The organism is Azotobacter salinestris (genome assembly GCF_009363155.1).
GTDB classification, from domain to species: Bacteria; Pseudomonadota; Gammaproteobacteria; order Pseudomonadales; family Pseudomonadaceae; genus Azotobacter; species Azotobacter salinestris.
The window spans coordinates 346,391-372,055 of the sequence record NZ_CP045302.1 but is presented as its reverse complement, the minus strand read 5'-3'; the positions used below and the strand labels follow the sequence as shown (position 1 = coordinate 372,055).

Genomic DNA, 25,665 nt, shown 5'->3' with positions numbered 1-25,665 from the left:
CGCTTTGGGTTGCTAGCCCAGGTTGAGGGACAGCCAGGATGCCGAGAAGCGCCTACCATCGGCCAGCTCAAGGCTGCTGGAGGCTGGCTCAAGGCCCACCAGCCGGCCCTGCAGCAGCACTACCTCAGTGCTGGCGCACAGCCCCTCCAGGGGCACGCGACATTGCTCGGGGCTGTAACGCCCCGCCAGCAGTCCCGGCAACATGCCGGAGTACCAGGCGTAGGGCCCCTCGCTGATCAAGGCGATACGCCCCTTGGGGCGTTGCCCGGTGGACCACTGGCGCAGCACGCCCAGATGGGCATGACCGGCCCCCGAGAGTAGAAGGTCGAATTCGCCGTTCACGAGAGTCTCCCGTCTGCCTTGAGCGGCGAGGCGGCTTCGTTCTTGCCGCCGCTCCCCAGACGCCAGCGATGGAAACGTGCCAGCCAGTGCAGCGCCGTAGCCGGGGCGTGGGTGCGCTTCCATTCGCCGGCCGCGTACTTGTTGGCTTCGGCCAGGGTCGGGTAGATGTGGATGGTGCCGAGGATCTTGTTCAGGCCCAGGCCATGCTTCATCGCCGCGACGTACTCGGCGATCAGGTCGCCGGCGTGCTCGCCGACGATTGTCACGCCGAGGATGCGGTCCTTGCCGGGCTCGGTCAGCACCTTGACATAGCCATGGGCCGCCTCGTCGGTGATGGCGCGATCGAGATCGTCGATGCCGAAACGGGTGACCTCGCAGGCAATGCCCTTGGCCTTGGCGTCCTGCTCGTTGAGGCCGACGTGAGCCACCTCAGGGTCGGTGAAGGTGGCCCAGGGAATCACCCGGTAGTCCACCCTGAAGCGCTTGAGGCCGCCGAACAGGCCGTTCACCGCGGCATACCAGGCCTGGTATGCCGCGGTATGGGTGAACTGATAGGCGCTGGTGACATCGCCCACGGCGAAAATGTTGGGGAAGCGCGTGGCCAGGTAGCCGTCGGTTGCCAGGGTGCCGTTGTCGCGCACCTCCAGCCCCAGTTCCTCGGCACCGAAGCCCTTGACGTTGGCGACGCGCCCCAGGGCCAGCAGCACCTGGTCGAAGGCTATGGCCGTCTCGCTGTCGTCGGCCATGTTCATGCAGATCAGCTGCCGCTGGCCGTCAACGACCTCGAAGCGCACGGCCTTGTGCTGAAGGAGCACGTCCACCCCGTCCGCTCGCAGGCCGGCCAGTACCGCCGAACTGGCATCGGGATCCTCGCGCGGCAACAGGCGCTGGTTCCGCTGCACCAGGGTGACTCCACAACCCAGCCGTTGAAAGGCCTGGGCCAGCTCGCAGCCAATGGGACCGCCGCCGAGTACGAGCAGGCGCCTGGGCTGCTCGCGCAGCTCCCAGATGTTATCCGAGGTCAACGGTGCGACCCGCTCGATGCCCGGTATCTCCGGCACCAGGGGGCTGGCGCCGGTGGCAATGACGATGGCGCGGGTGCTGAGGCTCTGGCCGTTGACCTCCACCGACCAAGGCGAGGTGATCCGGGCCTCGCCTTCGATCACCTCCACGCCCAGGCCGGTATAGCGCTCGACCGAGTCGTGCGGCCCGACCTTCTCCACCACACGCTGCACGCGCTGCATGACCGCGGCGAAATCCACCTCGCCACCGACGACGGGCTTGAAGCCCAGTCGTTCGGCCTTCTTCAGCTCATTGGCCAGCCTGGCCGAGCGGATCAGCGCCTTGGACGGTACGCAGCCGGTGTTCAGGCAGTCACCCCCCATTTTGTGCTTTTCGATCAGGGTGACTTTGGCCTTCACCGCCGCGGCGATATAGGCCGACACCAGACCGCCGGAGCCGGCGCCGATCACCACCAGGTTGCGGTCGAAGCGCCTGGGCTTGACCCAGCCGGCGTAGACCTTGCGCGCCTTGAACCAGTCCAGCGCCCTGCGCGACAGGAGCGGCAGCAGACCGAGCAGCACGAAGGCGCCTAGCAGCCCCGGCGAGAGAATCCCGGCCAGCGAGTCCAGCTGGCCCAGCTCGCGGCCGGCATTCACGTAGACCAAGGTGCCCGGCAGCATGCCCAGCTGGCTGACCCACCAGAAGGTGCGCGCAGGTAGCTTGGTCAGGCCCATGGCCAAGTTGATCAGGAAGAAGGGAAATACTGGCACCAGGCGCAAGGCGAACAGGTAGGAGGCCCCTTCGCGGGCGATGCCCTGGTCGATGCCGGCCAGGCGCTGGCTGAAACGGGCCTGCACCCAGTCGCGCAGCAGGAAGCGGCTGATCAGCATGGCCAGGGTGGCCCCCAGGGTGGAGGCGAAGGACACCAGCAGGGTGCCGCCGAGCAGGCCGAACAGCGCACCGCCCACCAGGGTCATCAAGGCCGCACCGGGCAATGACAGCGCGGTGACCAGCACGTAGATCAGGAAGAACAGCCCGCCGGCCAGCCGGGGATGGGCCGCCACCCGGGCATCGAGCGCCGCGTGCTGCGCCTTGAGGCTGGCCAGATCGAGGTACTGGCCCAGGTCGAACAGGAAGAAGCCCGCCACCAGCAGCAGGATAATGGCCAGCAGGGCCGATTTGCGCTTGTCCATGACGAGTCACTCCTCAGTGGTTGTCCAATGCGCCGCCACAGCTGGAACCTTGCCCGGCCGTACAGGCGTAGCAGTGGTCGCGGGTGACGATGGGGTTGCCGTCCAGGCTCGCGGACGTGAGCAGGTCGCGCAGATGCGGCCGGTCGCGGCCGATCAGCCCCGGCATGGCCATGGGCAGGTCGAGCATCTGGTTGAAGTCGCAGTCGTAGAGGTAGCCCTGCCAGTCGACACTGATCAGGCTGCGGCACATCACTGCCGCGAGGTTCTCCGACCGGTAGCTGTCGCGCAGCAGCTGCATGTAGCCGTTGAACTGCCCCTTGCTCACCAGGGTGCTGCCGAAGCGCGCGATCGGCTGGTTGGTGATGGTCAGCAGGTGGCTGAAGTGGATGCCGAAGTCCTCGGCCAGCCGGGCCTTGTAGTCGGCTTCGAGCCGGGCCTGGGGCGGCGGCAGGCGGGGGCCTTGCGGGTTGTACACCAGGTTGAGGATCAGCCCGCTGCGATCCATGCCATAGCCGAGCCGGTTGAGCGTCTTCAGTCCGGCGACGCTGGCCTCGAACACGCCATCGCCGCGTTGCCTGTCGACATTCTCGCGCGAGTAGCAGGGCAGGGAGGCGGTCACCTCCACGCCCTGCTCGGCGAGGAACGCGGCCAGGTCCTCGTAACCGGACTCGCCGAGGATGGTCAGGTTGCAACGATCGATGACCCGCAACCCCTCGCGCCGCGCGTGAGTGACGATCTCCCGAAAACGCGGGTGCATTTCCGGGGCGCCCCCGGTCAGATCGAGGGTCTGTACCGGATGGGCATCGATGACCTGGTGCAGGAGCGCCAGGCTCTCGTCGGTCATGGTCTCGCTGCGGGTCGGTCCGGCGTTGACGTGGCAGTGCAGGCAGCGCTGGTTGCAGCGGTAGGTGAGGTTGACTTGCAGGGCCTCCACCCGACCGCGACGGATCGCGGGGAAGCCCAGGGCGTTGAGAAGGGGTAGGGTGGCGTGCATGGCGGTGGCTACTCTTGGAAACTGTCCCTTTTGAGACGCGGGGCGGATCTGTGTTACAGACGCGTTTCGCGCAGGCGGCTCGCCAGGCCGTCGAGGCTCTCCAGCGTGATATCGGGCTCCACGCCCCAGGGGTCGAACTGCGTGCCGGGATCGCGCCGCAGCCAGGCTGTCCGCAGCCCGGCGTGTGCCGCGCCCAGCACATCGAAGGGGTTGCCCGAAACCAGGCAGATCCGTTCGGCAGGCACCCCGCAGACCGCAACGAGGTGGGCATAGACCTCCGGCGCCGGCTTGAAGGAGCGCACGGCCTCGACACTCACCACGTCGGCAAAAGCGTCGCGAATCCCGGCCCGCTGCAGCAGTCGCTCGACCGCTTCATGGCTGCCGTTGGAAAATGCATTGAGGCGAAGCCCGCTCTCGGCCAGCGCCTGCAGGCCGGCATGCACATCGGGGAAAGCTTCCAACTCGGCATAGGCCTGCATCAGCTGCTCGACGTCAGCCGGGCTGATCGCCACCCCGTTTTCCCTGCACGAGAAGAGCAAGGCGTCCCGGGTGCAGACCGAGAAGTCGCAATAGTCTCGCATCAAGCCTCTGCGGAAGCTGTACTCCAACTGCTTCTGGCGCCACGTCCTGGCCACGGACGGCGCCTGCTCGCCCATCACCCCGGTTAACTTGCCGAGCACTGCCTGGGTGTCTATCAGCGTCCCGTAGATGTCGAAAGCGACCACATTGATCATGGGATTTCCTTATGGAGTGGCTTGAAAGCACTAATCTGGACTTTTCAGTCCATAATTAAGCGAAAAAAAATCAGCTCAGGTTCGACATGATTATCTCGATAACGCTGAGCAAATCTTTTCGCTGCAGACCGGATTTGACTTGAGTACGCAGGCCGCTCATCGAGCAATGCATGTAGAGCGCCAAGGCGGCAGGGGCACGCGTCGCCGGTATCTCCCCACAGGACTGCGCCTGCGCAAAGGCCTGCTCGAATACCTCGCGAAAGCGGCGGGTAGCGAGCCCGATCAGCTGCTGTACCGCGGGGTCGGCGGTGGAGAACTCATTGGCCACGTTGACCAGCATGCAGCCACGGGGCGTATTTCGCTCCGCATCCTCAAGCACGGACAGCAGGCATGCGCGGATGAAAGCCAACGGCGAGTCAGCCTGCTCAAGCCGGGTCCTCATCTGCTTGGACCGGCTGTCGAAGTAGCGGGTGAACGCGGCCTCGAACAGGCTTTGCTTGTTACCGAAGCTCTCGTAAAGGCTGCTCTTGGAAAGACCTGTCGCCTCCAGCAGATCCTGCAGGCTGGTGGCCTCATAGCCCTTGCTCCAGAAAAGCTGCATGGCATTTTCCAAAACGAGGTCAGGATCGAAGTTTCTAGGGCGTCCACGGTTCATGGCGCGAATTATGGACCGATCATTTCATAACTCAAGGAGAAACTTTCCCGAGTTGTAACAAAACTCCTTGCCGTATGCCCGAGTCGAGTAGCCGCCCAACGGTCCGCCGCACAAGCGCAACTGCAGGCTCTGGATTGACATTGGAACCGATCAGTCCAAAATGTAGGCGTTACCTGCCTGAGGTCAGCTTGCCGCACCTTGGCGACGAGGCATTTTGCAGAATATTTAGGGATCAATCAGTCCCATGCTCTGCGAACACCAACTGAGCCTGCCTGCACTCAGCGCTGAATAGCGCCGACAACCGCGGACAGGCCGTACTGGAAAAGCCCAGGCGCAGGTCGGCTTCATCCCCAACGTGTACGCCCGCATGGTCAACTCCCCCTGCCTGCTGGAGACCTATCTGGACGGCTATGCCGCCTTCCGCAACGAGTCGGGCTTTACCCCGGCCGAACAGGAGGTGTGGTGTTCCTGGTCATCAGCCGCGAGAACGGCTGCGAATACTGCGTGTCCGCGCACAGCGTGCTGGCGATATGAAATCGGGTCTCGCACCGCAGGTCACCGATGCAATCGGTGGCGGCACTGGCCGACTTTACCCGCACCATGTTCCACACCCCTCTGGACGAGATGTTCGCCGGCCAGGCCTGGCGGCAGAAGTGAGCGGCGACATTATTAAGGTGGCCCTTAAATAGACGTCTAGTTAGACTTCAGGCATGGAAAAGATCGACGCCCGCAAACTGACCGCAGAGAGTCGCAAGCTGCTTCGCCAGATAGTGATTCGCCTGCGCCAGCAGTCCAACATGAAAGTCGAGGAGTTGGCCTCGGTCACCGGTGTGCATCCGACCACCATCAAGACTTGGCTGACCCGTGCCAACCGCGAGGGCGCGCAAGCCCTGGAGGAAAAGCGTCGGGGGCGCCCGGCGGGCGCCTGCCGCAAGCTGACGCCGGCCGACGAGCAGTGGCTGCGCGAGCAAATCGTCGAGCAACCCCCGCAGCAGCTGCAGTTGCCGTTTGCCCTGTGGACGCGCCCGGCCATCAAGGCGCTGGCCAGGGAACGCCTCGGGATCGAGCTGCAGGACCGGTTGATCGGCAAGTATCTCAAGCGCTGGGGGTTTACGCCTCAGCGTCCCGTGAAGCGGGCGCAGGAGCAGCGGCCGGAGGACATCGAGCGCTGGCTGAAGCAGACCTACCCCCAGGTCAAGGCGCGCGCCGCTGCCGAAGGAGCGGTGATTCACTGGGGGGACGAAACCGCAGTCAAGGAGGATGCGAACTGGATACGCGGCTACGCCCCCAGGGGCCAGACGCCAGTGCTGGCGACGCCCACTCGCTGGCACAAGCTGTCGATGATCTCCGCAATTTCGCCCCGTGGCGAGGTGGCCTTCCAGATCGTCGAAGGCAGTATCAACGCGCTGCGTTTCATCGACTTCCTGAGCCGCCTCGTTGAAGGGACACCGCAGAAGATCTTCCTGGTGGTCGATAACCTGCGCGTCCACCATGCCAAGGTGGTCAGCGAGTGGCTCAGTGACAAGCAGGACAGGATCGAACTGGTGTTCCTACCACCCTATGCGCCCGAGTCCAATCCCGACGAGTACCTGAATCGGGATTTCAAGACGGCGCTGCGCAGCGGCCCGGTCAGCCATGACAAGGCCAGCCTGCTGGACAAGGCGATGGCTTTCATGAACACACTCGGCAGCTTGCCCGACAAGGTCATGGCCTATTTCCAGCATCCTGCAGCACGCTATGCCATGGCGTGAATTTAAGGGCCTGATTAATAGCGGCTAGCTATGGCATGTGCGGGGCGCCGCGCCGATCAGGCAGGCGTCCCGCACATTGCCTCATGGCCCGGAAGGGGGGACCAGCGTTGAAGACGCACCTCTTACCCCTCTGGGCCGTTTGCTTTGTGCAGTGAACCACGGGCCAAGGCCAGCGCGGCTGTCGGCAGCACCAGCCATTGCAGCAGCGGCGAGGCGCCGAGCGGAACGAAGGGCGTCAGCGGCATCCATTCGGAGTAGGCCCAGTTCATCCGCACGGCCGTGTTGATCCACTCGCTGAACGCTGTATAAGCGAGGCCGAAAGTAACCGCGACGGCGCCTATCCGCCGCCAGCGCCACCGGTCCAGGGGGCCGGCGCTCGTGACACCCAGCGCGGCGAGCAGGGCGAGCACAGCGATGAGTATGTCCCCCAGCGTGCAATGGATGACCGCGTAGGCGATCGATGGGGGTGGCGCTTGCGTCCAGAGGGTGTAAAGCGGCAGCTGTGCGATTTCCCACAGCAGATTCATCGGCCCGAAGAAGACCAGGTAGCGCACGAAGACGAAATGCCAGACTTGCGGGTCGTCATGCCAGGGGCGCGAGGCGCCTGTGCCCTTCGTCATCGGTCGATTCCCGCTCGTCAGGTACGGAGCTCCAAGGATGCGTTCAATGCTGGCCGATGGCTGCCAACGCGCTGCTCAGCTCTTGCGTACCCAACTGCTCCAGAGGAAGGGACAGGAACGCGCTGACCCGCTGCTCGATACTGGCCACCGTCCGGTCGAACACCGCATCGACTTTCGCCTGCGAGTCGCCTTGCCCGGCCGGGTCGGGCAGCCCCCAGTGGGCCTTGATCGCGCTGCCGAAGTAGACCGGGCAGGGTTCGCTGGCCGCATTGTGGCACAGGGTGATCACCAGGTCTGGGCGCAGCCCCTCGTGCACGCCTTGTGCCTTGCTGTGCAGCCCGATCACTTGGATGCCGGCGCGCTGCAGGGCCTTGAGGCTTTGCGGATGCACCTCGCCGCGCGGCCTGCTACCGGCGCTGTAGGCCCGCATGCCGGCCGGCGCCAGGTGGTTGAAGATGGCTTCCGCGAGGATGCTGCGGCAGCTGTTGGCGGTACAGAGGAAAAGGATTTTCATGTCTTGCTCCTTGCAGCGATGATCAGGGCCGGGTGCCGGTGGCCTGAGCGCGTGTCAGGAGCCCGGCTCCAGTCTTCGACCGAAATGGGCAGGTAGCCGGTGATCTCCAGCGCCCGGTCTTCGAATACGTCCTGGCCCGGGTGAACCGCCTGCCAGGCTTCCATAATTTTTTTAGACTGTGGGCTGCTCGGGCGCTACGGCGCCTAACGCTATGACTGGGTAGTGCCTCCGTGAGAAATGGCAGGGCAGGCGTGACCAGCTGTACCCCTCAGATGAAGGAGCTGTGTGTTTGTTACACACAGGTCACTTCCAGTTGGACTCCATGCTCTTCTGCTTGCCGGGCGGGCGACTCGCCGCTGTAGCCCTGGTCGACGAAGGCACTCTCCACCGACTCCCCAGGCAACTTCTGCACCTGTTCGGCGCCTTTCTCTTGTCGGCACTGCGGATCGGTTCGCGCAAATCGTGCACCAGCGCCTCGAAGAGGCCTGCCTTGATCTAGCCCGCATCTGCAAGTCGGAAATTGCCGGTCGGTACAGGTATCTTGTTGGCGATATTTCTGTAATCGGAAATTTAGTGATGTGGCATCCCACATCCCTAGTGGCCTGTGCGGTTAGTTTGTTAACTCAAGTTCGGATGACCATGGTTCCGAAGCAAGGCGCCGCGACGAGTCATATCGGGGCCATGGGCGCCGAAATTGACTAACTGAACTAACCAAACAGGCCACTAGATGGCATTTCCTTTTGAAAAAATTACCGTAATCGGAAATAAACAAACAGGAATACCTTACCCATAAAATTCCTACATAACCTGAAACCAGCAAACAGGCCAAACGCAGGGTGGTCGTGCGGTTCGCACTTCCGGCATGCCGGCAGGCATGCTGTACTTGGCCGCTTCGATGGCGACTGGATTGCCCGGTGCCAGGCTCTTCTATCCGTGCCGGCGACGTTCAGGGGGAGGGCGGCTCGCTGCTCCGCAGCCTCCCGGAAAGACAGCGCCCAATGACAACAACAGGAGAATCCCGATGGAGCAGGTGGTGTACGTGGTGGACGATGACCAAGGCATGCTGGACTCGACCGTCTGGCTGCTCGAGTCGGTGGGGCTGAAGGCCTTGCCGTTCATCAGCGGCCGGGAGTTTCTCGACGCCTGCGAGCCCAGTCTCAACGCCTGCGTGTTGCTGGACATACGGATGCCCGGGATGGGCGGGCTGAACGTGCAGGAGGCGATGCGCGCGCGGGGCATCGACCTACCGGTGATCTTCGTCAGCGGGCACGCCGACGTGCCCATCGTCGTGCGGGCCTTCAAGGCCGGCGCCTGCGACTTCATCGAGAAGCCCTACAACGAGCAGATTCTCCTCGATAGCGTGCAGCAGGCGCTCGGCCGTCATGGCGAGCACCGCTCCGACAGCCGTGGCCAGGAGGCAGTGCAGGCGCGCCTGGATGCGCTGACCCCGCGCGAGCGCGACGTGCTGCTGCCGTTGGTGCAGGGCTACACCAACCGGGAGATCGCCGAGCAGCTGGAAATCAGCGTGAAGACGGTCGATCTCTATCGGATGCGGGTGATGAAGCGCATGCAGGCCGAGCGGCATGCCGATCTGGTCGGCATGGCCATTGCGGCCGGGCTGGTCGATCCGCTGAATCTGCGTGCACAGGCAGGCGGCCAGCCGGGGAGGGTGCGCCTTCCGGCAGATGGCGAAGTCGGCCGCTAACGCGGCAGTCCGGCGAGGAAGCCCTCGAGGAAGATGTCCAGCGGCGTGCCGTTGCGAACCAGCCGGGCGCGCTGCACGGCGCCTTCCCAGCCGATCCAGAAGAAGGCGGCAAGCTCCTCGCAAACGGCGTCGCCAGCCAGTTGGCCACGGTCCTGGGCAAGCCGCAGGCAGGCGGCCAGGCGACACTGCCAGTCGCACAGGGTGGCCTCCAGCTGAGCGTGGAAACTTTCCGGCAGGATGGCTACCTCCTGACCGAGGTTGCCCACCAGGCAGCCGCGCCGGAATTCGTATTTCGCCATACCGGCCTTGGCGTCCTCGACGAAATCGCGCAGGCGCTGCAGCGGCGGCACTTCCTCCTGCAAAAGCCAGCGATCCAGCTTGCGGGCGAAATAGGCGCCATAGCTTTCCAGCACCGCCTGGCCGAAGACTTCCTTGCTGTCGAAGTAGTGATAGAAGGAGCCCTTGGGCACGCCTATGCGCTTGAGCACGGACTCGATGCCGGTGGACATGAAGCCCTGTTCGGTGAGGACTTCCATCCCGCAGCGGATCAGCGCCTCGCGGGTGTCGGGGAAATCCCGGGCGACCTTGGGAGGACGGCCGCGTCGGGGTTTGGGAGTCGTGATGGTCATGGGGCGATTCTGGCGGGATCGCCGCCCAAGTCAACCGCTTCGTCCAGGCCGCAGGGAGGAGGGTGGACACGCTTCCCGTGCCGGTCTCGAGGCGCCTTTGCCTTCTGCCTTCTGCCAACGCGCCATACTCAAGAGGTTCGAGTCACGGGGGCGCTGCGGGGGCCATCGGTTTTGATGGGCCCGGCGAGACACTGACGATGAAAGAGAAAGAGCTTCGGCTGGCGGTCGTCCTGTTCGGCGGCGTGTCGCTTGCGATCTACCAGCACGGCATCAATCGGGAAATCCTCAATCTGGTTCGGGCCTCGAAGCTCTATCACGGCGACAGAGCCGGTGAGGGCCGGGAAAAGCCGTCGCGCCGCCTGCACGAGAACTACCCGGACGAGCCGGAGAACTCCACCGGCGATGTCTATCTTGAGTTCCTGGAGGCGCTGGGCAAGGACGTGTGCCTGAGAGTGATCGTCGACGTCATCGCCGGGTCTTCGGCGGGCGGCATCAACGGTGTGACCCTGGCCACGGCACTGGCTCACGATCGCAGCCTGATACCGGTCACCCGCATATGGCTCGAGGAAGCGGACATGCTGAACCTGCTGGCACCCGAGGCCAAGGCGCGGCTCTGGAGCAAGTGGTATTTCTGGCCGCTGATGCGGCCCTTGCTCACCCGGCTCGACCGCGAGGGCCTGCTGCCGGGAAAGGCCGATGCCGAAATCGCCAAGCGGATCTCGGTGTTCCTGCGCTCCCGCTGGTTCAAACCGCCCCTGGACGGCCGGCGCCTGACCACGCTCATCCTCGATGCCCTGACGGCGATGAAAACCTCCAGCTCGCCGTGGGAGTCGCTGTTGCCCCAGGGGGCCAGACTGGATCTTCTGGTGACGGTCACGGACTTCCGGGGAATCGAGCGGCCGATCTTCATCCATGATCCACCGGTCGCCTACGAGCGGGAGCACCGCCACCTTCTGCGGTTCGGCCTCGACCATCGCAAGACCGGACATCTTCTCAGCGATTTCGACGTGGACAACTTTCCCTCCCTGGCCTTTGCGGGACGGGCGACGGCTTCCTTTCCCGGCGCGTTTCCGCCCGCCCGGATCCGCGAAATCGACGAGATTCTGGCCGAGCGCCATGTCCCCTGGCCGGCACGCGCGCATTTTCTGGAGCGGAATTTTCGCCATTATCGCGAGCGCGGCGAGAATCCCGAGGAGGCGGTGCTGCTCGACGGCAGCGTGCTCGACAACAAGCCGATCATGGCCTGCGTCGAGGCCATCCGCACGCACTGCGCCTTCCGGGAGGTGGACCGCCGCCTGGTCTTCATCGATCCCCATCCAGGGATCGACAAGGCAGCGCCCGGGGCTGGCGTTCCGGGCTTTTTCGCTACCCTGCGGGGCGCGCTCTCGGACCTGCCGCGGCATGATCCGGTATACAACGAACTGGCGGTCATCAGTCGTTACAACGTGCAGGCCAGACGTCTCAAGACGGCGATCTCCAGCGCCAGACCCCTGGCCGCGAAGCTGATCGAGCAGGCGACGGCGGGCGGGCTGCGGGGGAGCTTCTCGGCCGACGACCTGCGGCACTGGCGGCTTTCGTCGATCAGCCTGCTGGCCGGGACCACGGTCGTCTATGACGTGTGGATGCGCTCGCTGGTTCTCGAGGCCCTGGACTACATCGTGCAGATCATCACCAGTGCCTGTCAGTTCACCGCCAACTCGCCGGAGGCGTGTCGAGTCCAGGACATCATCGAGAGCTGGGCAAGACAACAGGGGATCATTACCGATTCCTACGTCATGCCCGACAATCTCTACAACAACGCCGAGCTGCCGCCTTACGGGAAGATGATTCTGGATTTCGGCGTGATCTATAAGAGGAGGCGATTGAACTTCGTCCTGCACGAAATCAACGAACACTATCCCGAGGTCTCCGACGATCCGCTCAGCATCGGCCACTCGGAATCCCTCGATCTGCTGAAGATCAAGATCCACAAGTGCATCGACGAGTTGTCGATCTACGACAGCATCGATTTTCTCAGCCGACAGGCGATCGCCGCCTGCCGGGATATTTTCCTGGAGGAGGGCGCGAAATCCGCGGTTTTCGGCGCCGTCCCCTTGCCCGAGCCGGCTACTTTCGAGGAGATAGCCCGGCTGGTCGAGCGCCTGGCGCAGGAGTGCGACCTCGCCCGAACCGCGGACGACGCCGATGCCATGCTGGCTTCGCCCTTGGTGCTGGGCCTGGAGGCGGCGAGCCGCGATGCCATTCTTACCGGCTATCTGGGATATTTCTTCTGGGACATCATTCTGCGCCCAACCGTGAGTGCGCTGTCGCTGGATACCGATGCGGGCCCCATCGAGGAGATCCTGGTCGACCGCATCAGTCCCGAGGATGCGACCAGCCTCAGGATCGAAGGCCAGAAGGACGTCCTGCTCGGCCGCTCGCTCGCCAGCTTCGGCGGCTTTCTCGGCCGTTCGATCCGCGAGAACGACTACCTGTGGGGACGCCTGCATGCGGTGGACCGGCTTTTCGACATCCTCCTCAGCACGGCGCCGGTGAGTGTGCGCGGCAATTTCGATATTGCAGCATTGAAAAAACGCGCCTTCGAGCAGGTGCTCGCCGAGGAGGAGGAACACCTGCATGCGATTCCCGCGCTGATCGCCCAGCTCAAGGAGGCCATCGCGTGCCTGTAGCCGGGCGTGTCGGTCTTCCGGCGGCGGCGTATTCGGCCTGCACCTTATTCGTCAACTTTGAGGAAGAGAGGGGGTTCGCTGGCCAGCAGGGGTTATGGTGTTCGCTGGTGCATATGCAATTTAACATAATATACATTATGCGAACTTTAGGTTTGGGTTTTGAAACCCCGAAATCCGGATGATACACGGACAGCCTGTACGCTCCAGATCACCAGTCACAAGCGATGACCAGGGTCAGCTGTCAAAAAGCCACGCCATAGGCACAATTGTGCAACTTTCCCGGAACGAGTCCGGCGCCCGGTCGCGTCGTGCCGCTCCATTCTCTCCAAGGCCTGCTCATAGAGGTATTTCGCAGTGGAACATGAGTCGCGCCTGTTACAGGCCAGCGTGGTCTGCCTGATTGCCATGGTCCTGCTCGTGCCGCTCGCCAAGCGCATGCAGCTGGGTGCCGTGCTCGGCTATCTGATCGGCGGCGTGCTGATCGGTCCCGGCGTACTGGGCCTGATCGATCGGCCCGGCAGCATCATGCGGATCTCCGAGCTGGGCGTGGTGATGCTGATGTTCATCATCGGCCTGGAGCTGTCGCCGAAGCGACTCTGGCTGATGCGCCATGCGGTGTTCGGCGCCGGCCTGGCACAGGTGTTGTTGTGCGGCGCGGCCATCGGCGGCGTGGCCATGGCCTTCTTCCAGCAGCACTGGACCAGCGCCCTCGTCCTCGGCCTCGGCCTGGCGCTGTCGTCCACCGCCTTCGTCCTGCAGCTGCTCGCCGAGCGCCGCGAGTTGCACATGCCCCACGGGCGCCTGGCGTTCTCGATGCTGCTGTTCCAGGACATCGCCGCCATTCCGCTGATGGCGATGGTTCCGCTGCTCAGCGGCGTCAGCCGGCCGGACAGCGGCGAAGACCCGCTGGTCGAGCTGTTCAAGGTGGTCGCCTGCGTGGGCGGCCTGGTCATCGGCGGCCGCTACCTGCTGCGCCCGCTGTTCCGCATGGTGGCCAAGGGTGACATGCAGGACATCCTTACCGCCACCGCCCTGCTGGTGGTGATGGGCAGCGCCCTGCTGATGGAGTGGATCGGCGTGTCCATGGCCCTCGGCGCCTTCCTGGCCGGCGTGCTGCTGGCCGAGTCCGAGTACCGCCATGCCCTGGAAGCGAAGATCGAGCCCTTCAAGGGCATGCTGCTCGGGCTGTTCTTCCTCGGCGTCGGCATGAACATGAACCTCGACCTGCTGGTCGAGTCGGTCTGGACGGTGCTCGGCCTGGCCCTGCTGCTGATCCTGCTCAAGCTGCCCCTGATCGCCTTCGTCGGGCGGCATACCGGGCATCTGCAGCCCGACTCCGCGCTGCGCCTGGGCGTGGTGCTCGCCGGCGGCGGCGAATTTGCCTTCGTGATCTTTTCCATCGCCCGCAACCACGGGCTGTTCGACGAGAGACTCCACGATCTGCTGGTGCTGACCATCACCCTGTCGATGGCCATTACTCCGCTGGTCGTCGTGCTGCTCTCGCGGCTTTCCGGATCGGTCCGCCAACCGGCTGTACAGTCCCACGAGGCCCCGTACATCGACCACGAACCGCGAGTGATCATCATGGGCATGGGGCGGGTCGGCCAGGTCGTCGCCCGCCTCCTGCACGCCCAGCGCGTACCCTTCGTGGGCTTCGACACGGCGGTCGAGGCGGTGGAATTCCACCGCAAGGTCAGCGACCTGCCGATCTACTACGGCAATCCCCTGCGCCTGGAGATCCTGCACGCCGCCAAGGCCGAGCATGCGCAGTTCTTCGTCATCGCCACCGACGACGGCCAGGCGAACATCCAGACGGCCCGCCTGGTCCGCCAGCGCTATCCGCACATGAAGGTGATCACCCGCGCCCTGGACTGGGAGCAGCTGCATACCCTGCTGGACCTGGATGCCGGCCCGGTGCGCGAGACCTTCTTCTCCAGCCTGGAGATGGGCCGCCAGGTGCTGCTCGGGCTGGGCCTGAGCGAACAGCAGGCCAGTGCGCGCATCGAGCGCTTCCGCCGCCACGACGAGCAAATGCTGCAGGAGCTGCACAAGGTGGTCAGCGACGAGGCCGCCAGCCTCAGGACCACCCACGCCTACTTCGACGATCTCGAAAGCCTGTTCGCCCGGGACGTTCTGGAAGAACCCGTTACTCCCCCGAAATACTCCGATCCGCTCTAGTGTGGTGAATCACAACTACTCAGGATAAGACTTGTCTACCGCGGAGCTGACAGAGTTTTTTCGGAGGGCATGCGATGAAAACAGGCCGCCCAGCCGTTCGGATCGAACTGACCGAACACGAGCATGCCGAACTCACCCGCCGCCGAGCCAGGCACAAGGGGCCTGCCGATATGCAGCTGCGCGCCGAGATCATTCTGTCCTGCGCTCGAGGCGAGTCCGGCTCTTCCATTGCTCGACGGCTCGGCATTACGGCGCAAACCGTTTCGAGGTGGCGCCTTCGCTTCGCCCGTTTGGGCCTGCAAGGCCTCAATGACGAGCCGCGCTCAGGCCGCCCACGCAGCATCAGCGATGAAAAGGTCCAGGAAGTGGTCGACCGGGTGCGGCAGACCCGGCCCGACGATGCCAGTCATTGGAGCTCGCGCCGGATGAGCAAGGCCACCCATATTTCACCGGCGAGCGTACAGCGTATCTGGCGAGCCTTCGGGCTCAAGCCTCACCTGGAGCACACCTTCAAGCTGTCCACCGATCCCGCCTTTGTCGACAAAGTGCAGGATATCGTAGGGCTCTACCTGAATCCGCCGGATAAGGCGCTGGTACTGTGCGTCGATGAGAAAAGCCAGATCCAGGCGCTCAATCGAACACAGCCGGGGCTGCCGCTGGAGCCTGGGTATCCGGCGACCCGTACCCATGATTATCAGCGCCATGGCACGACGTCCTTGTTTGCCGCCCTGGATGTGGCCACCGGCGAGGTGATCGGACGTCTCAAGCGCCGTCACCGCAGCGCAGAATTCCTGGAGTTTCTCAGGGCCATCGAGGAAACGGTCGAGAGCGACAAGGCCATCCACCTGATCATGGATAACTATGCCGTGCACAAGACCGACAAGGTGCGCGCCTGGCTTGTCGCGCACCCGCGTTATCACGTGCATTTCACCCCGACGTCCGCGTCATGGCTGAATCTGGTGGAGCGCTTTTTCTCGATGCTCACCCAGAAGTGGATAAGGCGCCAGGCCCATACCAGCGTGAAGGATCTCGAGCAGTCCATCGAGTATTACCTGGCGACTTACAACCAGAATCCAAGGCCCTTCCGCTGGCGTAAGGGAGCAGGTGAAATCCTGGCCTCTGTCGGCAGGGCTGCTCGAGCCTTGCAAAGAAATAATGAAGCGAACTTGTGATTCACCACACTAGGAATCCTCGAATGAGTGTCACCCTGTTCAGTCGCTACGCCTTCTTTGTCGCCTGCATACTGCTCACCGTCGTCACCCTGCCCCTCCTCCCCGGCTCGCCCGGACTCTGGCCGCTGACCCTGATCGCCGGGCTGCTCAGCCTCGTGGGCGTCAACGACCTGCGGCAGACGCAGCACGCGGTGCGGCGCAACTACCCGGTGCTGGGCAACATCCGCTACCTGATCGAGTACATCCGCCCGGAGATCCGCCAGTACCTGCTGGAAACCGACGACGAGTGCCTGCCCTTCTCCCGGGCCCAGCGCATGCTGGTCTACGCGCGCGCCAAGAACCAGAGCGCCGACAAGGCCTTCGGCACCCTGCACGACGTCTACCAGAACGGCTTCGAGTTCATCACGCACTCGATGCGCCCGGCCGAGCTCGGCAAGCCCGAGGATTTGCGCATCCAGATCGGCGGTCCGCAGTGTGCCAAGCCCTATTCCGCCTCGATCTTCAACATCTCGGCGATGAGCTTCGGCTCGCTCAGTGCCAATGCCATCCGTGCCCTTAACCAGGGCGCCAGGCTCGGCGGCTTCGCCCACGACACCGGCGAAGGCAGCATCAGCCCCTATCACCGCGAACACGGCGGCGACCTGATCTGGGAAATCGGCAGCGGCTACTTCGGCTGCCGTACCGAGGACGGCCGCTTCGATCCCGAGCGCTTCGCCAGCCAGGCGCAGAACGATCAGGTGAAGATGATCGAGATCAAGCTGAGCCAGGGCGCCAAACCCGGACACGGCGGCATCCTGCCGATGAACAAGATCACCGCGGAGATCGCCGCCACCCGCGGCGTGAGCATGGACCGCGATTGCGTCTCCCCGGCCCGCCACAGCGCCTTCTCCACGCCGCTGGAGCTGCTCGGCTTCGTCGCCCGGCTGCGCGAGCTGTCCGGCGGCAAGCCGGTCGGCTTCAAGTTCTGCCTCGGCCATCCTTGGGAGTTCATGGGCATCGTCAAGGCCATGCTGGAAACCGGCATCCTGCCCGACTTCATCGTCGTCGACGGCAAGGAAGGCGGCACCGGCGCCGCCCCTCTGGAGTTCTCCGACCACATGGGTGTGCCCCTGCGCGAGGGCCTGCTGTTCGTCCACAACACCCTGGTCGGCGCCGGCCTGCGCGACAGCATCCGCCTCGGGGTCAGCGGCAAGATCATCAGCGCCTTCGACATCGCCAGCGTGCTGGCCATCGGCGCCGACTGGGCCAACTCGGCGCGCGGCTTCATGTTCGCCATCGGCTGCATCCAGTCGCAGAGCTGCCACACCAACCGCTGCCCGACCGGCGTGGCCACCCAGGACCCGCTGCGCCAACGCGCCCTGGTGGTGCCGGACAAGGCCGAACGGGTGCGCAACTTCCACCGCAACACGCTCAAGGCCCTGGCCGAGATCGTCGCCGCCGCCGGCCTCGAACATCCTGCGCAACTGGAGCCCCGCCACCTGCTGCGGCGCCTGTCGGAGAGCGAAATCCGCCAGTACGCCCAGCTGCACGCCTTCCTCAAGCCGGGCGAACTGCTCGGCGACCGCATCGACAGCGAGTTCTACGCGCGCATGTGGCGGATGGCGCGCGCCGACAGCTTCGAGGCGGCGCGCTTCTGATCAGCGGCGCTTCAGCCGGCGCGGGCGCCCCGTGGGCGTGCGCTCCGGTGCGACGCTGTTGTAGTAGATGTCATGAGTGGTGCTGGCCTTGGCGTGGCCCAGATCGACCTGCAATTGCCTGAGCGGCCGGTGCGGCGCGTCGTAGCTGGCACTGGTGTGGCGCAGCCAGTAGGTGCTGGCGGCGCGCAGGCTGGCGATTTCCCGCTCGCCGCGGCCCTCGGCCTGCATGCGCTTGACCGCGGTGTCGAAGCACTTCTGCACGATGTTGCGGATCTGCCGGTCGGTCAGCCCGCCGCGACCGTCCAGCTTCAGCAGCAGCGGCACGTTCTCGCCGGGCTGCGGCAGCGGCGTCAGGTTGCGCGACATGCGGTAGCGCTTGAGGTAGCCGAGCAGCTCGCTGCCGACCGAGATCCGCCGCTCCTTGCCGCCCTTGCCGACGGTCACGTACCACCAGGCGCCGCCTTCGTCCTGCTGGAAGGCCTGCATAGTCGGATGCCAGTCGGGCCGACCGGCCAGCTCGGAGATGCGCAGGTACAGGGAGAACAGCACGACGACCACGAACAGCGTGCGCTCGTGGCGCTCCGCATCCTGATGGGCCATCCACTCCGCGGTCTCGATGACGAACGCCCACTGCAGCGGGTTGAGCACCTTGCCCTCGATCGAGGGCGCGCGCTTCTCGAAGAAGCGGCCCGGCTCCTCGATGGCGCGGAACGGGTTGTCGAGCAGCGTATTCTGCCCGACCAGGAAGTCGTAGAAGGAACAGCAGATGGTGAAGGCCTGCTTCAGCGAACTCGCCGTGACCTTGTAATGCTCCGGCGCCTGGCGCGGCATGCCGGTCTCGTCGGCGAGCTTGCGCGCCGCCTTGCTGCCGAGGCTCTCGTAGGGACGCCATTGCGGATTGAGCACCAGCTCGCCGGGCTCCTCGCCGGCGATGAAGCGCCGCCGCACCGCCTGGCCGACCCACTCCATGTCCGGTTCGCGGCAGAAGCCGAGGAAGGCCTCGGCGTCCTCGCGCGTCAGCTTCAGCACCGAACTCCCCTTCTTCAGCCAGCACCACAGCAACAGCCGCTCCACCTGGATGCGGTAGGCCTTGTAGGTGGTTTCCCAGCCGGCGTAGGAGCGCAGGAAGTCCCGGGTGTGCAGGTAATCGTTCTTGGCCGGAAGCTCCGGTTCGAGCCTGTTCAGAAAACGCACGACGAAGCGGTTTTCGAACACCAGGCTGCTTGGAGACAGCGCCAGGAAGCGCGCATAGGTGTCGAACAGCGGCTGGGGAATGAGTTCGGTCATCGGGCAAGGGATCTGTCGGGTGGCTGGATGTCAGGGTACATATTCCGATTATAGGCATAATCGGAATACTTCCTGCCCCCGATACGTGCGAAAGCCCGGCTCGAAGCCGGGCTCTTGCCCCTACCCGCTCAGAAGAACGCCTGGATGCCGGTCTGCGCCCTGCCGAGGATCAGCGCATGGATGTCATGGGTACCCTCGTAGGTGTTCACCACCTCCAGGTTGACCAGGTGCCGCGCGATGCCGAACTCGTCGCTGATGCCGTTGCCGCCCAGCATGTCGCGGGCCAGGCGGGCGATGTCCAGCGCCTTGCCGCAGCTGTTGCGCTTCATGATCGAGGTGATTTCCACCGCCGCGGTGCCCTCGTCCTTCATTCGTCCCAGGCGCAGGCAGCCCTGCAGGCCCAGGGCGATCTCGGTCTGCATGTCGGCCAGCTTCTTCTGGATCAGTTGGTTGGCGGCCAGCGGGCGGCCGAACTGCTTGCGGTCGAGCACGTACTGCCGCGCGGTGTGCCAGCAGGCCTCGGCGGCGCCCAGGGCACCCCAGGCGATGCCGTAGCGCGCCGAGTTCAGGCAGGTGAAGGGCCCCTTGAGGCCGCGCACCTCGGGGAAGGCGTTCTCCTCGGGAACGAACACCTCGTCCATGACGATCTCGCCGGTGATCGAGGCGCGCAGCCCGACCTTGCCGTGGATCGCCGGGGCGGACAGCCCGGCCCAGCCCTTCTCCAGCACGAAGCCGCGAATGTCGCCGGCCTCGTCCTTGGCCCAGACCACGAACACATCGGCGATCGGGCTGTTGGTGATCCACATCTTGCTGCCGGTCAGCCGGTAGCCGCCGTCGACCTTCTTCGCCCGACAGGCCATCGAGCCCGGGTCGGAGCCGTGATCGGGCTCGGTCAGGCCGAAGCAGCCGATCCACTCGCCGCTGGCCAGCTTCGGCAGGTACTTCTGCCTCTGCGCCTCGGTGCCGAACTCGAAGATCGGCAGCATCACCAGCGAGGACTGCACGCTGAGCATCGAACGGTAGCCGGAGTCGATGCGCTCGACCTCGCGGGCGATCAGCCCGTAGCACACGTAGTTCAGGCCGCTGCCGCCGTATTCGGCCGGAAGGGTCGCGCCGAGCAGGCCGGTCTCGCCCATCTCGCGGAAGATCGCCGGGTCGGTGTGCTCACGGCGGAAGGCTTCCAGCACCCGCGGGGCCAGCCGCTCGGCGGCGAACTTGCGGGCGCTGTCCTGCACCATGCGTTCCTCGTCGCTCAGTTGCTGGTCGAGCAGCAACGGATCTGCCCAGTTGAAGCTTGCGTGGTTGGCCATGTCGGTATTCCTGTCTTGTTGTTCTGTCGCGAGTGAATTCAGTGTCCGGGCGAAACCGGGATCAGTCCAGCCGTTCGACGATGCAGGCGATCCCCTGCCCCAGGCCGATGCACAGGCTGACCAGCGCATGGCGCCCGCCGGTGCGTTCGAGCTGGCGCAGCGCAGTCAGCACCAGACGCGCACCGGAAGCGCCCAGCGGGTGGCCGATGGCGATGGCGCCGCCGTTGGGGTTGAGCCGCGGCTCGTCGCAGGCCAGGCCCAGTTCGCGGGCGCAGCCCAGCACCTGGGCGGCGAAGGCCTCGTTGATCTCGATCGTGTCCATGTCGATCAGGCTCAGCCCGGTGCGCTTCAGCACCTTGCGGATCGCCGGCACCGGGCCGAGGCCCATCAGCCGCGGCTCCACCCCGGCGATGGCGCCGGCGAGAATGCGCGCCCGCGGCTTGCGGCCGTAGCGCACGCCGATCGCCCGCGAACCGAGCAGCAGGGCCGCAGCGCCGTCGTTCACCCCGGAGGCGTTGCCGGCGCTGACCACGCCCCCGGCGAACAGCGCCGGCAGCCGCGACAGCGACTCCAGGCTGGTGTCCGGGCGCGGGTGCTCGTCGCTCGCCACGACTTTCGGCGGCTGGCGGCGTCCTTGAGCGACCTCGATGGGCAGGATCTCGTCCGCGTAGAAACCGGCCTCGGCGGCCGCGGCGTACAGCCGCTGGCTGCGCTCGGCGTAGCGGTCGGCCGCCGCGCGGTCGATGCCCAGGATGCGGGCCACGTTGTCGGCGGTTTCCGGCATGGAGTCGGCGCCGAACTCGGCCTCCACCCGCGGATTGGGAAAGCGCGCGCCGATGGTGCTGTCGAAAGCGCGGAGCTCGCGGGCGAAGGGGCTTTCGCTCTTGGCCAGCACGAAGGGCGCGCGGCTCACGTTCTGAAGTTCTGGTGAACCGAGTCGCCCGCCACAGCATCTGTCCAAAAAGGAGAATCGGCATGCATGTCGATGAAGCCATCCAATCGCGCCGCTCGGTGCGCCGCTTTCTGTCCACCCCGGTCGCGCAGGAGGTGATCCGCCACCTCCTGCAGGTGGCCTCGCGCGCGCCCAGCGGCAACAACATCCAGCCCTGGCGCGTCCATGCGGTCGCCGGCGAACCGCTACAGGCGCTGTGCCGGGACGTTCTGCAGGCGGCGAGCAGCATCGGCCCGAGTACGAGTATTACCCCAGCCAATGGGTCGAGCCCTACCTGGATCGCCGCCGGCAGAACGGCTTCGCCCTCTACGAAGCCCTGGGCATCGACCGCAGGGACCTGCAGCGGCGCGAGCAGCAGATGCTGCGCAACTACTCGTTCTTCGATGCGCCGGTCGGCCTGCTGGTGACCCTCGACCGCCGCCTGAACACCGGCAGCTACATGGACCTCGGCATGTTCATCCAGAACATCCTCGTCACCGCCCGCGGCCAGGGGCTGCACAGCTGCGCCCAGGCCGCCTTCGCCCCTTTCCATGCCGTCGTGCGCCGGCACCTGCCGTTGTGCGAGGACACCCAGGCCCCGGAAAACTGCCTGCTGACCGAGCGGCAGCCGGTCGAGGAATTCGCCAGTTTCCATGGCTTCGACACAGCAGCGGAACGGGTGTGCTGACGTCTGCGCTCAGGACTCCTCCTGCCGCTCCGGTGACGCCTCTGGCTCGGGCGCCCTCTCCTGCGCGTTCGCCACGGCTTGGCGCAGCAACTGCAGCTCCGTGTTGGCCGCCGCCAGGCCGATGTGCAGCGCCTGCGCCTCCTGGCGCTGCGTGTCGAGAGTGGCCTTCAGCTCGCCCGTTTCCGCCTGCAGCAGACCCAGGCGCTCCTGCAAAACCTCTCTGGCGGCATGGGACTGGCTCAACTGCCCCTGCAGCGCGGCCAGCTCACCGGCCTGCCGCTCCAGCCGGTCGCGCCGTTCCTCCAGCTCCTTCGCTCTATAGGCATTCTCGCTGGCCAGGCGCTCGTTGGCACGGTTCAGCTGGGTCACCTCGTCCTGCTTGAGGATCAGCGTCTGCTGCAACTGGCGCAGCTCCATCTGCACCTGTTGCAGCTGGGCTTCGTGGCGGCGCTGCTCCTGCTCGCGCTGCTCCTTGCTGGCTTGGCGGTAGTGCTCCAGCGCCTCGCGGCTGTGCCGGTGCTTCTCTTCCAGCGAGCGCACCTGCTCGTCGCGATCCTTCAGGTGTGCAGCCTGATCCTGGTTGGCTTGGCGCAGGCGCACCTGCTCGACTTCGGCCTGCTGCAGCTGCTCGCGGCTTTGCTGATGACGCTCCGTCTCGGCCTGCAGTTGGCCTGAAAGGCTGTCGACCTGCCCCTGTAACTGGCCGATTTGCTCCTGCGCCTGGACCAGGCGCGCCTCGAAATCCGCTCGCTCGGCGTCGCACTGCTGGCGCATCCGCGCGACGGTTTCCTCGGCCTCGTCCTGCAGGCGCGCGGCCAGCGGCGCGATCAGTGCGGCCAGTTCGTCGCTCAAAGTGTTGGCGCTCCTGCTCGCCTGCCCGGCTTCGCTTTCCTCCAGCTCCTTCAGGTAGCGATGGATGGTGGTCTTGGAGCCGGTATTGCCCAGCTCGACGCGTATCGCGTCGATGCCGGGATGTTCGCCGCGGGCCAGCAGCGCCTGCCGTGCCCGCATGACCAGTGCCTTGTTGATGCCGCCACGTGCCATGGGTCCCTGCTCTCCCGAGATTTAATACTGTTTTACATAATATGTAATTACATACTAATTTGTACCAGGATGGATATGGAAAATGGCAATTCCTGAGACTTGATAATTAAGGGTTATCCGCTGACAGCCACGCAGGCAGCTGCGAGAATGGCGCTTTTCGTACTGGAGATGGGCGATGAGCGAGATCGAGCGCTACCTGCAGGCCGGCACCCGGGAGAACACCCGGCGCAGCTACCAGGCAGCCATCGAGCACTTCGAGGTGAGCTGGGGCGGCTTTTTGCCGGCGACCGGCGACAGCGTGGCGCGCTATCTGGTCGCCCACGCCGACAAGCTGTCGTTCAACACACTGAAGCTGCGCCTCGCCGCTCTGGCCCAGTGGCACATCTCCCAGGGCTTTCCCGACCCGACCAAGGCGCCGGTGGTGCGCCAGGTGCTCAAGGGCATTCGGGCCCTGCATCCGGCGCGGGAAAAACAGGCCGCGCCCTTGCCACTGCAGCATCTCCAACAGGCCGTCGATTGGCTCGCTGCCGAAGCCAACGAGGCCTCCGCCCGGAACGACAGCGCCACCCTGCTGCGCTATCGGCGCGACGCTGCCTTGCTGCTGCTCGGTTTCTGGCGCGGCTTTCGCAGCGACGAGCTGTGCCGTCTGGAGGTCGAGCGCATCCAGGCGGTGGCCGGCGTCGGCATGGAGATCCATCTGCCGCGCAGCAAGGGCGACCGCGACTTTCTCGGCACCACCTGCCGCGCCCCGGCGCTGAAGCGGCTGTGTCCAGTGCAGGCCTATCTGGACTGGATCGAGCTGGCCGGCCTGACCCAGGGGCCGGTGTTCCGCCGGCTGGACCGCTGGGGCAACCTCGGCGCCGACGGTCTCAACCCCAACAGCCTCATCGCCCTGCTGCGGCAGATCCTGGAGCGCGCCGGAGTGCCGGCCGAGTCGTACAGCAGCCACTCGCTGCGCCGCGGCTTCGCCACCTGGGCCGCCGCCAATGGCTGGGACCTCAAGAGCCTGATGGGCTACGTCGGCTGGAAGGATGTGAAATCGGCCATGCGCTACATCGACCCTACCCTGTCCTTCGGCGGCCTGGCTGCCAGGCCGCTTCTGGAGAGCGATTCCTGTTCCCTGCCGAAGCTTTCCGATCCGCTTTGACCGGTGTTTCCTTGATTACAAGGTTTGATATACGGAAGTGGATTGGGTGAAGTTTTCCTCATTCTGCATTTCCGATTTCAGTAATAAGCTGCTGCAAGCAGGCCAAGACTCTGCCCAAAGGCTGCCTGCCTGGCACGTCCATTTCTTGTCTTGAGGGATTGACGGGCATCCACCTCAGGCGACGCCGACCGAGGACGATCGGCTATGGTTTCAGAGAGATGGCAGCACGGGGGACTGCAATGAGCGACATCGAGCACGAGCAACGGCTGTGCCTCTATACCGCTGCCGAACTGGAACCGGTGCTGCAGCACATGGCGCAGCAGGCCGCGCAGCTGTTCCAGTCGGGACGGCCGCTTCGGGTGGTGGGGCTGTTACGGCGTGGTGAACCGCTCGCCCGGATGCTCGCCGACCGGCTGCAGCCTCTGTTGGGACTGACCGAACTGCCGGTCACTCCCCTGCGGGTCAAGCGCTATGCGGACGACCTGAGCGTGCTGCACCGCGAAACCCTGCTGGAGGAAAACCCGACCCTGGCCGGCCTGGAGCTGGCCGGCACCCCGCTGCTGCTGGTCGACGACGTGCGCTATGGCGGCCACTCACTGCTGCGCAGCTGTGCCTACCTGAGCCGGCTGGGCGCCGACGAGATACGTACAGCGGTGCTGGTGGACCGCTGCGTGAGCCGCCAGCCGGTGCATGCCGACGTCTGCGGGGTTCGCCTGCAGATCGCTCCGGGGGACATCATCGATTGTCACGTACCGCCCTACGAGGCGGAATTCTGCATCGAACTGCGCCGGCGCGGCTGAGGTGCGCCAGCCGCCCCGCTCAACTCGCCAGATGCTGGAGGAACCACTGGCCGGCCAGCCGCTCCACCTCCTCCAGCGTCCCCGGCTCCTCGAACAGGTGGGTGGCGCCCGACACCACCGCCAGTTCATGCGGGCATTGCAGACGCTCGGCCGCCTGGCGGTTCAGCGCGAGGACTTCGCTGTCCAGTTCGCCGACGATGAACAGCGAGGGCGCATGCACCTTGCCCAGGACGTCGCCCGCCAGATCGACGCGCCCGCCCCGGGAAACCACCGCGGCAATATCGGCCGGACGTGCCGCTGCGGCGATCAATGCGGCCGCGGCACCGGTGCTGGCGCCGAACAGGCCGATTTTCAAGTCACGCAGGTCGGCGTTGGCGCGCAACTGGTCGACCACCCCGCTCAGCCGTTCGCCGAGCAGCGAGATGTCGAAGCGGAACTGCCGGGTGATCTCGTCGATCGGCTGTTCCTCGTCGGTGAGCAGGTCGAACAGCAGGGTGGCCATTCCCAGGCCATTGAAGAAGCGCGCGACGCTGCGATTGCGCGGACTGTGCCGGCTGCTGCCGCTGCCATGCACGAACACCACAAGCCCCTGCGCATCCTCCGGAGCAATCAGGTCGCCATGCAGCCTGACCTTGCCCATGGGGAAACGCATCGGATGCGGCA

The 25,665-nt window shown here is 65.1% G+C and carries 21 protein-coding genes and 2 pseudogenes; 10 read left to right on the top strand and 13 right to left on the bottom strand.

Features of this window, described 5'->3' with window-relative positions; genetic code table 11:
- Positions 1-12: 12 nt before the first annotated feature.
- The 5 genes from GCU53_RS25375 to GCU53_RS01820 all read right to left on the bottom strand — a co-directional run bounded on the left by GCU53_RS25375 (position 13) and on the right by GCU53_RS01820 (position 4,866).
- Positions 13-342, bottom strand: a complete 330-nt coding sequence (locus GCU53_RS25375) for an NAD(P)/FAD-dependent oxidoreductase (protein ID WP_167519999.1) — start codon at positions 340-342, stop codon at positions 13-15.
- Positions 339-2,537, bottom strand: coding sequence for an FAD-dependent oxidoreductase (locus tag GCU53_RS01835; protein WP_152386101.1), 2,199 nt, complete (start codon positions 2,535-2,537; stop codon positions 339-341). The genes GCU53_RS25375 and GCU53_RS01835 overlap by 4 nt, the downstream gene beginning before the upstream one ends.
- Before the next feature lie 13 nt (positions 2,538-2,550).
- Positions 2,551-3,531, bottom strand: a complete 981-nt coding sequence (gene arsS / locus GCU53_RS01830) for an arsenosugar biosynthesis radical SAM (seleno)protein ArsS (RefSeq protein ID WP_152386100.1) — start codon at positions 3,529-3,531, stop codon at positions 2,551-2,553.
- Between the two features lie 53 nt (positions 3,532-3,584).
- Entirely contained in the window at positions 3,585-4,265 is a 681-nt protein-coding gene (locus GCU53_RS01825; protein ID WP_152386099.1) for a haloacid dehalogenase type II, read from the bottom strand.
- Between the two features lie 70 nt (positions 4,266-4,335).
- Positions 4,336-4,866, bottom strand: a complete 531-nt coding sequence (locus tag GCU53_RS01820) for a TetR/AcrR family transcriptional regulator (RefSeq protein ID WP_152386098.1) — start codon at positions 4,864-4,866, stop codon at positions 4,336-4,338.
- A 764-nt stretch (positions 4,867-5,630) separates the two neighbouring features.
- Here GCU53_RS01820 and GCU53_RS01815 point away from each other — a divergent pair.
- A complete protein-coding gene (locus tag GCU53_RS01815) occupies positions 5,631-6,671 on the top strand; it encodes an IS630 family transposase (RefSeq protein ID WP_152385914.1) in 1,041 nt (346 codons plus the stop codon).
- Positions 6,672-6,793: 122 nt separating this feature from the next.
- Here the strand turns inward: GCU53_RS01815 and GCU53_RS01810 are convergent, their stop codons facing one another.
- Together GCU53_RS01810 and GCU53_RS01805 are read right to left on the bottom strand one after the other, a co-directional pair.
- Complete coding sequence (locus tag GCU53_RS01810) at positions 6,794-7,291, bottom strand: hypothetical protein (protein ID WP_152386097.1); 498 nt, start codon at positions 7,289-7,291, stop codon at positions 6,794-6,796.
- Positions 7,292-7,334: 43 nt separating this feature from the next.
- Positions 7,335-7,805 carry an arsenate reductase ArsC gene (locus GCU53_RS01805; RefSeq protein ID WP_152386096.1) on the bottom strand — a complete coding sequence of 157 codons (471 nt, stop codon included), beginning with the start codon at positions 7,803-7,805 and terminating at the stop codon, positions 7,335-7,337.
- A gap of 1,021 nt (positions 7,806-8,826) precedes the next feature.
- On the opposite strand from GCU53_RS01805, the gene GCU53_RS01800 reads away from it, so the two are divergent.
- Positions 8,827-9,510: a response regulator transcription factor gene (locus tag GCU53_RS01800; protein ID WP_152386095.1), complete on the top strand. Its 684-nt coding sequence runs from the start codon at positions 8,827-8,829 to the stop codon at positions 9,508-9,510.
- Here the strand turns inward: GCU53_RS01800 and acuR are convergent.
- Complete coding sequence (gene acuR, locus GCU53_RS01795) at positions 9,507-10,139, bottom strand: acrylate utilization transcriptional regulator AcuR (RefSeq protein ID WP_152386094.1); 633 nt, start codon at positions 10,137-10,139, stop codon at positions 9,507-9,509. The two genes, GCU53_RS01800 and acuR, sit on opposite strands and share 4 nt — an antisense overlap.
- Before the next feature lie 62 nt (positions 10,140-10,201).
- Here acuR and GCU53_RS01790 point away from each other — a divergent pair, with 62 nt between their 5' ends.
- The 4 genes from GCU53_RS01790 to GCU53_RS01775 all read left to right on the top strand — a co-directional run bounded on the left by GCU53_RS01790 (position 10,202) and on the right by GCU53_RS01775 (position 17,795).
- A complete protein-coding gene (locus GCU53_RS01790; RefSeq protein WP_244307008.1) occupies positions 10,202-12,808 on the top strand; it encodes a patatin-like protein in 2,607 nt (868 codons plus the stop codon).
- Positions 12,809-13,162: 354 nt separating this feature from the next.
- Positions 13,163-14,986: a monovalent cation:proton antiporter-2 (CPA2) family protein gene (locus GCU53_RS01785; protein ID WP_152386093.1), complete on the top strand. Its 1,824-nt coding sequence runs from the start codon at positions 13,163-13,165 to the stop codon at positions 14,984-14,986.
- Positions 14,987-15,060: 74 nt separating this feature from the next.
- On the top strand, positions 15,061-16,158 hold the full coding sequence (locus tag GCU53_RS01780) for an IS630 family transposase (protein WP_152385966.1): 1,098 nt from the start codon (positions 15,061-15,063) through the stop codon (positions 16,156-16,158).
- A gap of 23 nt (positions 16,159-16,181) precedes the next feature.
- A complete protein-coding gene (locus GCU53_RS01775; protein WP_152386092.1) occupies positions 16,182-17,795 on the top strand; it encodes an FMN-binding glutamate synthase family protein in 1,614 nt (537 codons plus the stop codon).
- On the opposite strand, the gene GCU53_RS01770 is transcribed toward GCU53_RS01775, so the two are convergent.
- The 3 genes and pseudogenes from GCU53_RS01770 to GCU53_RS01760 form a co-directional block, all read right to left on the bottom strand.
- Positions 17,796-19,082 carry a tyrosine-type recombinase/integrase gene (locus tag GCU53_RS01770; protein ID WP_152386091.1) on the bottom strand — a complete coding sequence of 429 codons (1,287 nt, stop codon included), beginning with the start codon at positions 19,080-19,082 and terminating at the stop codon, positions 17,796-17,798.
- 128 nt (positions 19,083-19,210) lie between these two features.
- Positions 19,211-20,392 (bottom strand): acyl-CoA dehydrogenase, encoded by a 1,182-nt coding sequence (locus GCU53_RS01765; RefSeq protein WP_152386090.1) that lies wholly within the window; start codon positions 20,390-20,392, stop codon positions 19,211-19,213.
- A 61-nt stretch (positions 20,393-20,453) separates the two neighbouring features.
- Positions 20,454-21,314: pseudogene (locus GCU53_RS01760) on the bottom strand (acetyl-CoA C-acyltransferase); the annotation flags it as partial.
- Positions 21,315-21,367: 53 nt separating this feature from the next.
- Between GCU53_RS01760 and GCU53_RS26450 the strand changes: the two are divergent.
- Positions 21,368-21,505, top strand: a pseudogene (locus GCU53_RS26450) (nitroreductase family protein); the annotation flags it as partial.
- 35 nt (positions 21,506-21,540) lie between these two features.
- A complete protein-coding gene (locus tag GCU53_RS01755) occupies positions 21,541-22,011 on the top strand; it encodes a nitroreductase family protein (protein WP_244307007.1) in 471 nt (156 codons plus the stop codon).
- A 9-nt stretch (positions 22,012-22,020) separates the two neighbouring features.
- Here GCU53_RS01755 and GCU53_RS01750 read toward each other — a convergent pair whose 3' ends face one another.
- On the bottom strand, positions 22,021-23,055 hold the full coding sequence (locus tag GCU53_RS01750) for a DNA-binding protein (protein ID WP_152386088.1): 1,035 nt from the start codon (positions 23,053-23,055) through the stop codon (positions 22,021-22,023).
- A 175-nt stretch (positions 23,056-23,230) separates the two neighbouring features.
- Between GCU53_RS01750 and GCU53_RS01745 the strand changes: the two genes are divergently transcribed.
- Positions 23,231-24,202 carry a site-specific integrase gene (locus GCU53_RS01745; RefSeq protein WP_152386087.1) on the top strand — a complete coding sequence of 324 codons (972 nt, stop codon included), beginning with the start codon at positions 23,231-23,233 and terminating at the stop codon, positions 24,200-24,202.
- Between the two features lie 239 nt (positions 24,203-24,441).
- Positions 24,442-25,002, top strand: coding sequence for a phosphoribosyltransferase family protein (locus tag GCU53_RS01740; protein ID WP_152386086.1), 561 nt, complete (start codon positions 24,442-24,444; stop codon positions 25,000-25,002).
- 19 nt (positions 25,003-25,021) lie between these two features.
- Here GCU53_RS01740 and GCU53_RS01735 read toward each other — a convergent pair whose 3' ends face one another.
- Positions 25,022-25,654 (bottom strand): dienelactone hydrolase family protein, encoded by a 633-nt coding sequence (locus GCU53_RS01735; protein WP_152389754.1) that lies wholly within the window; start codon positions 25,652-25,654, stop codon positions 25,022-25,024.
- Positions 25,655-25,665: the final 11 nt, after the last annotated feature.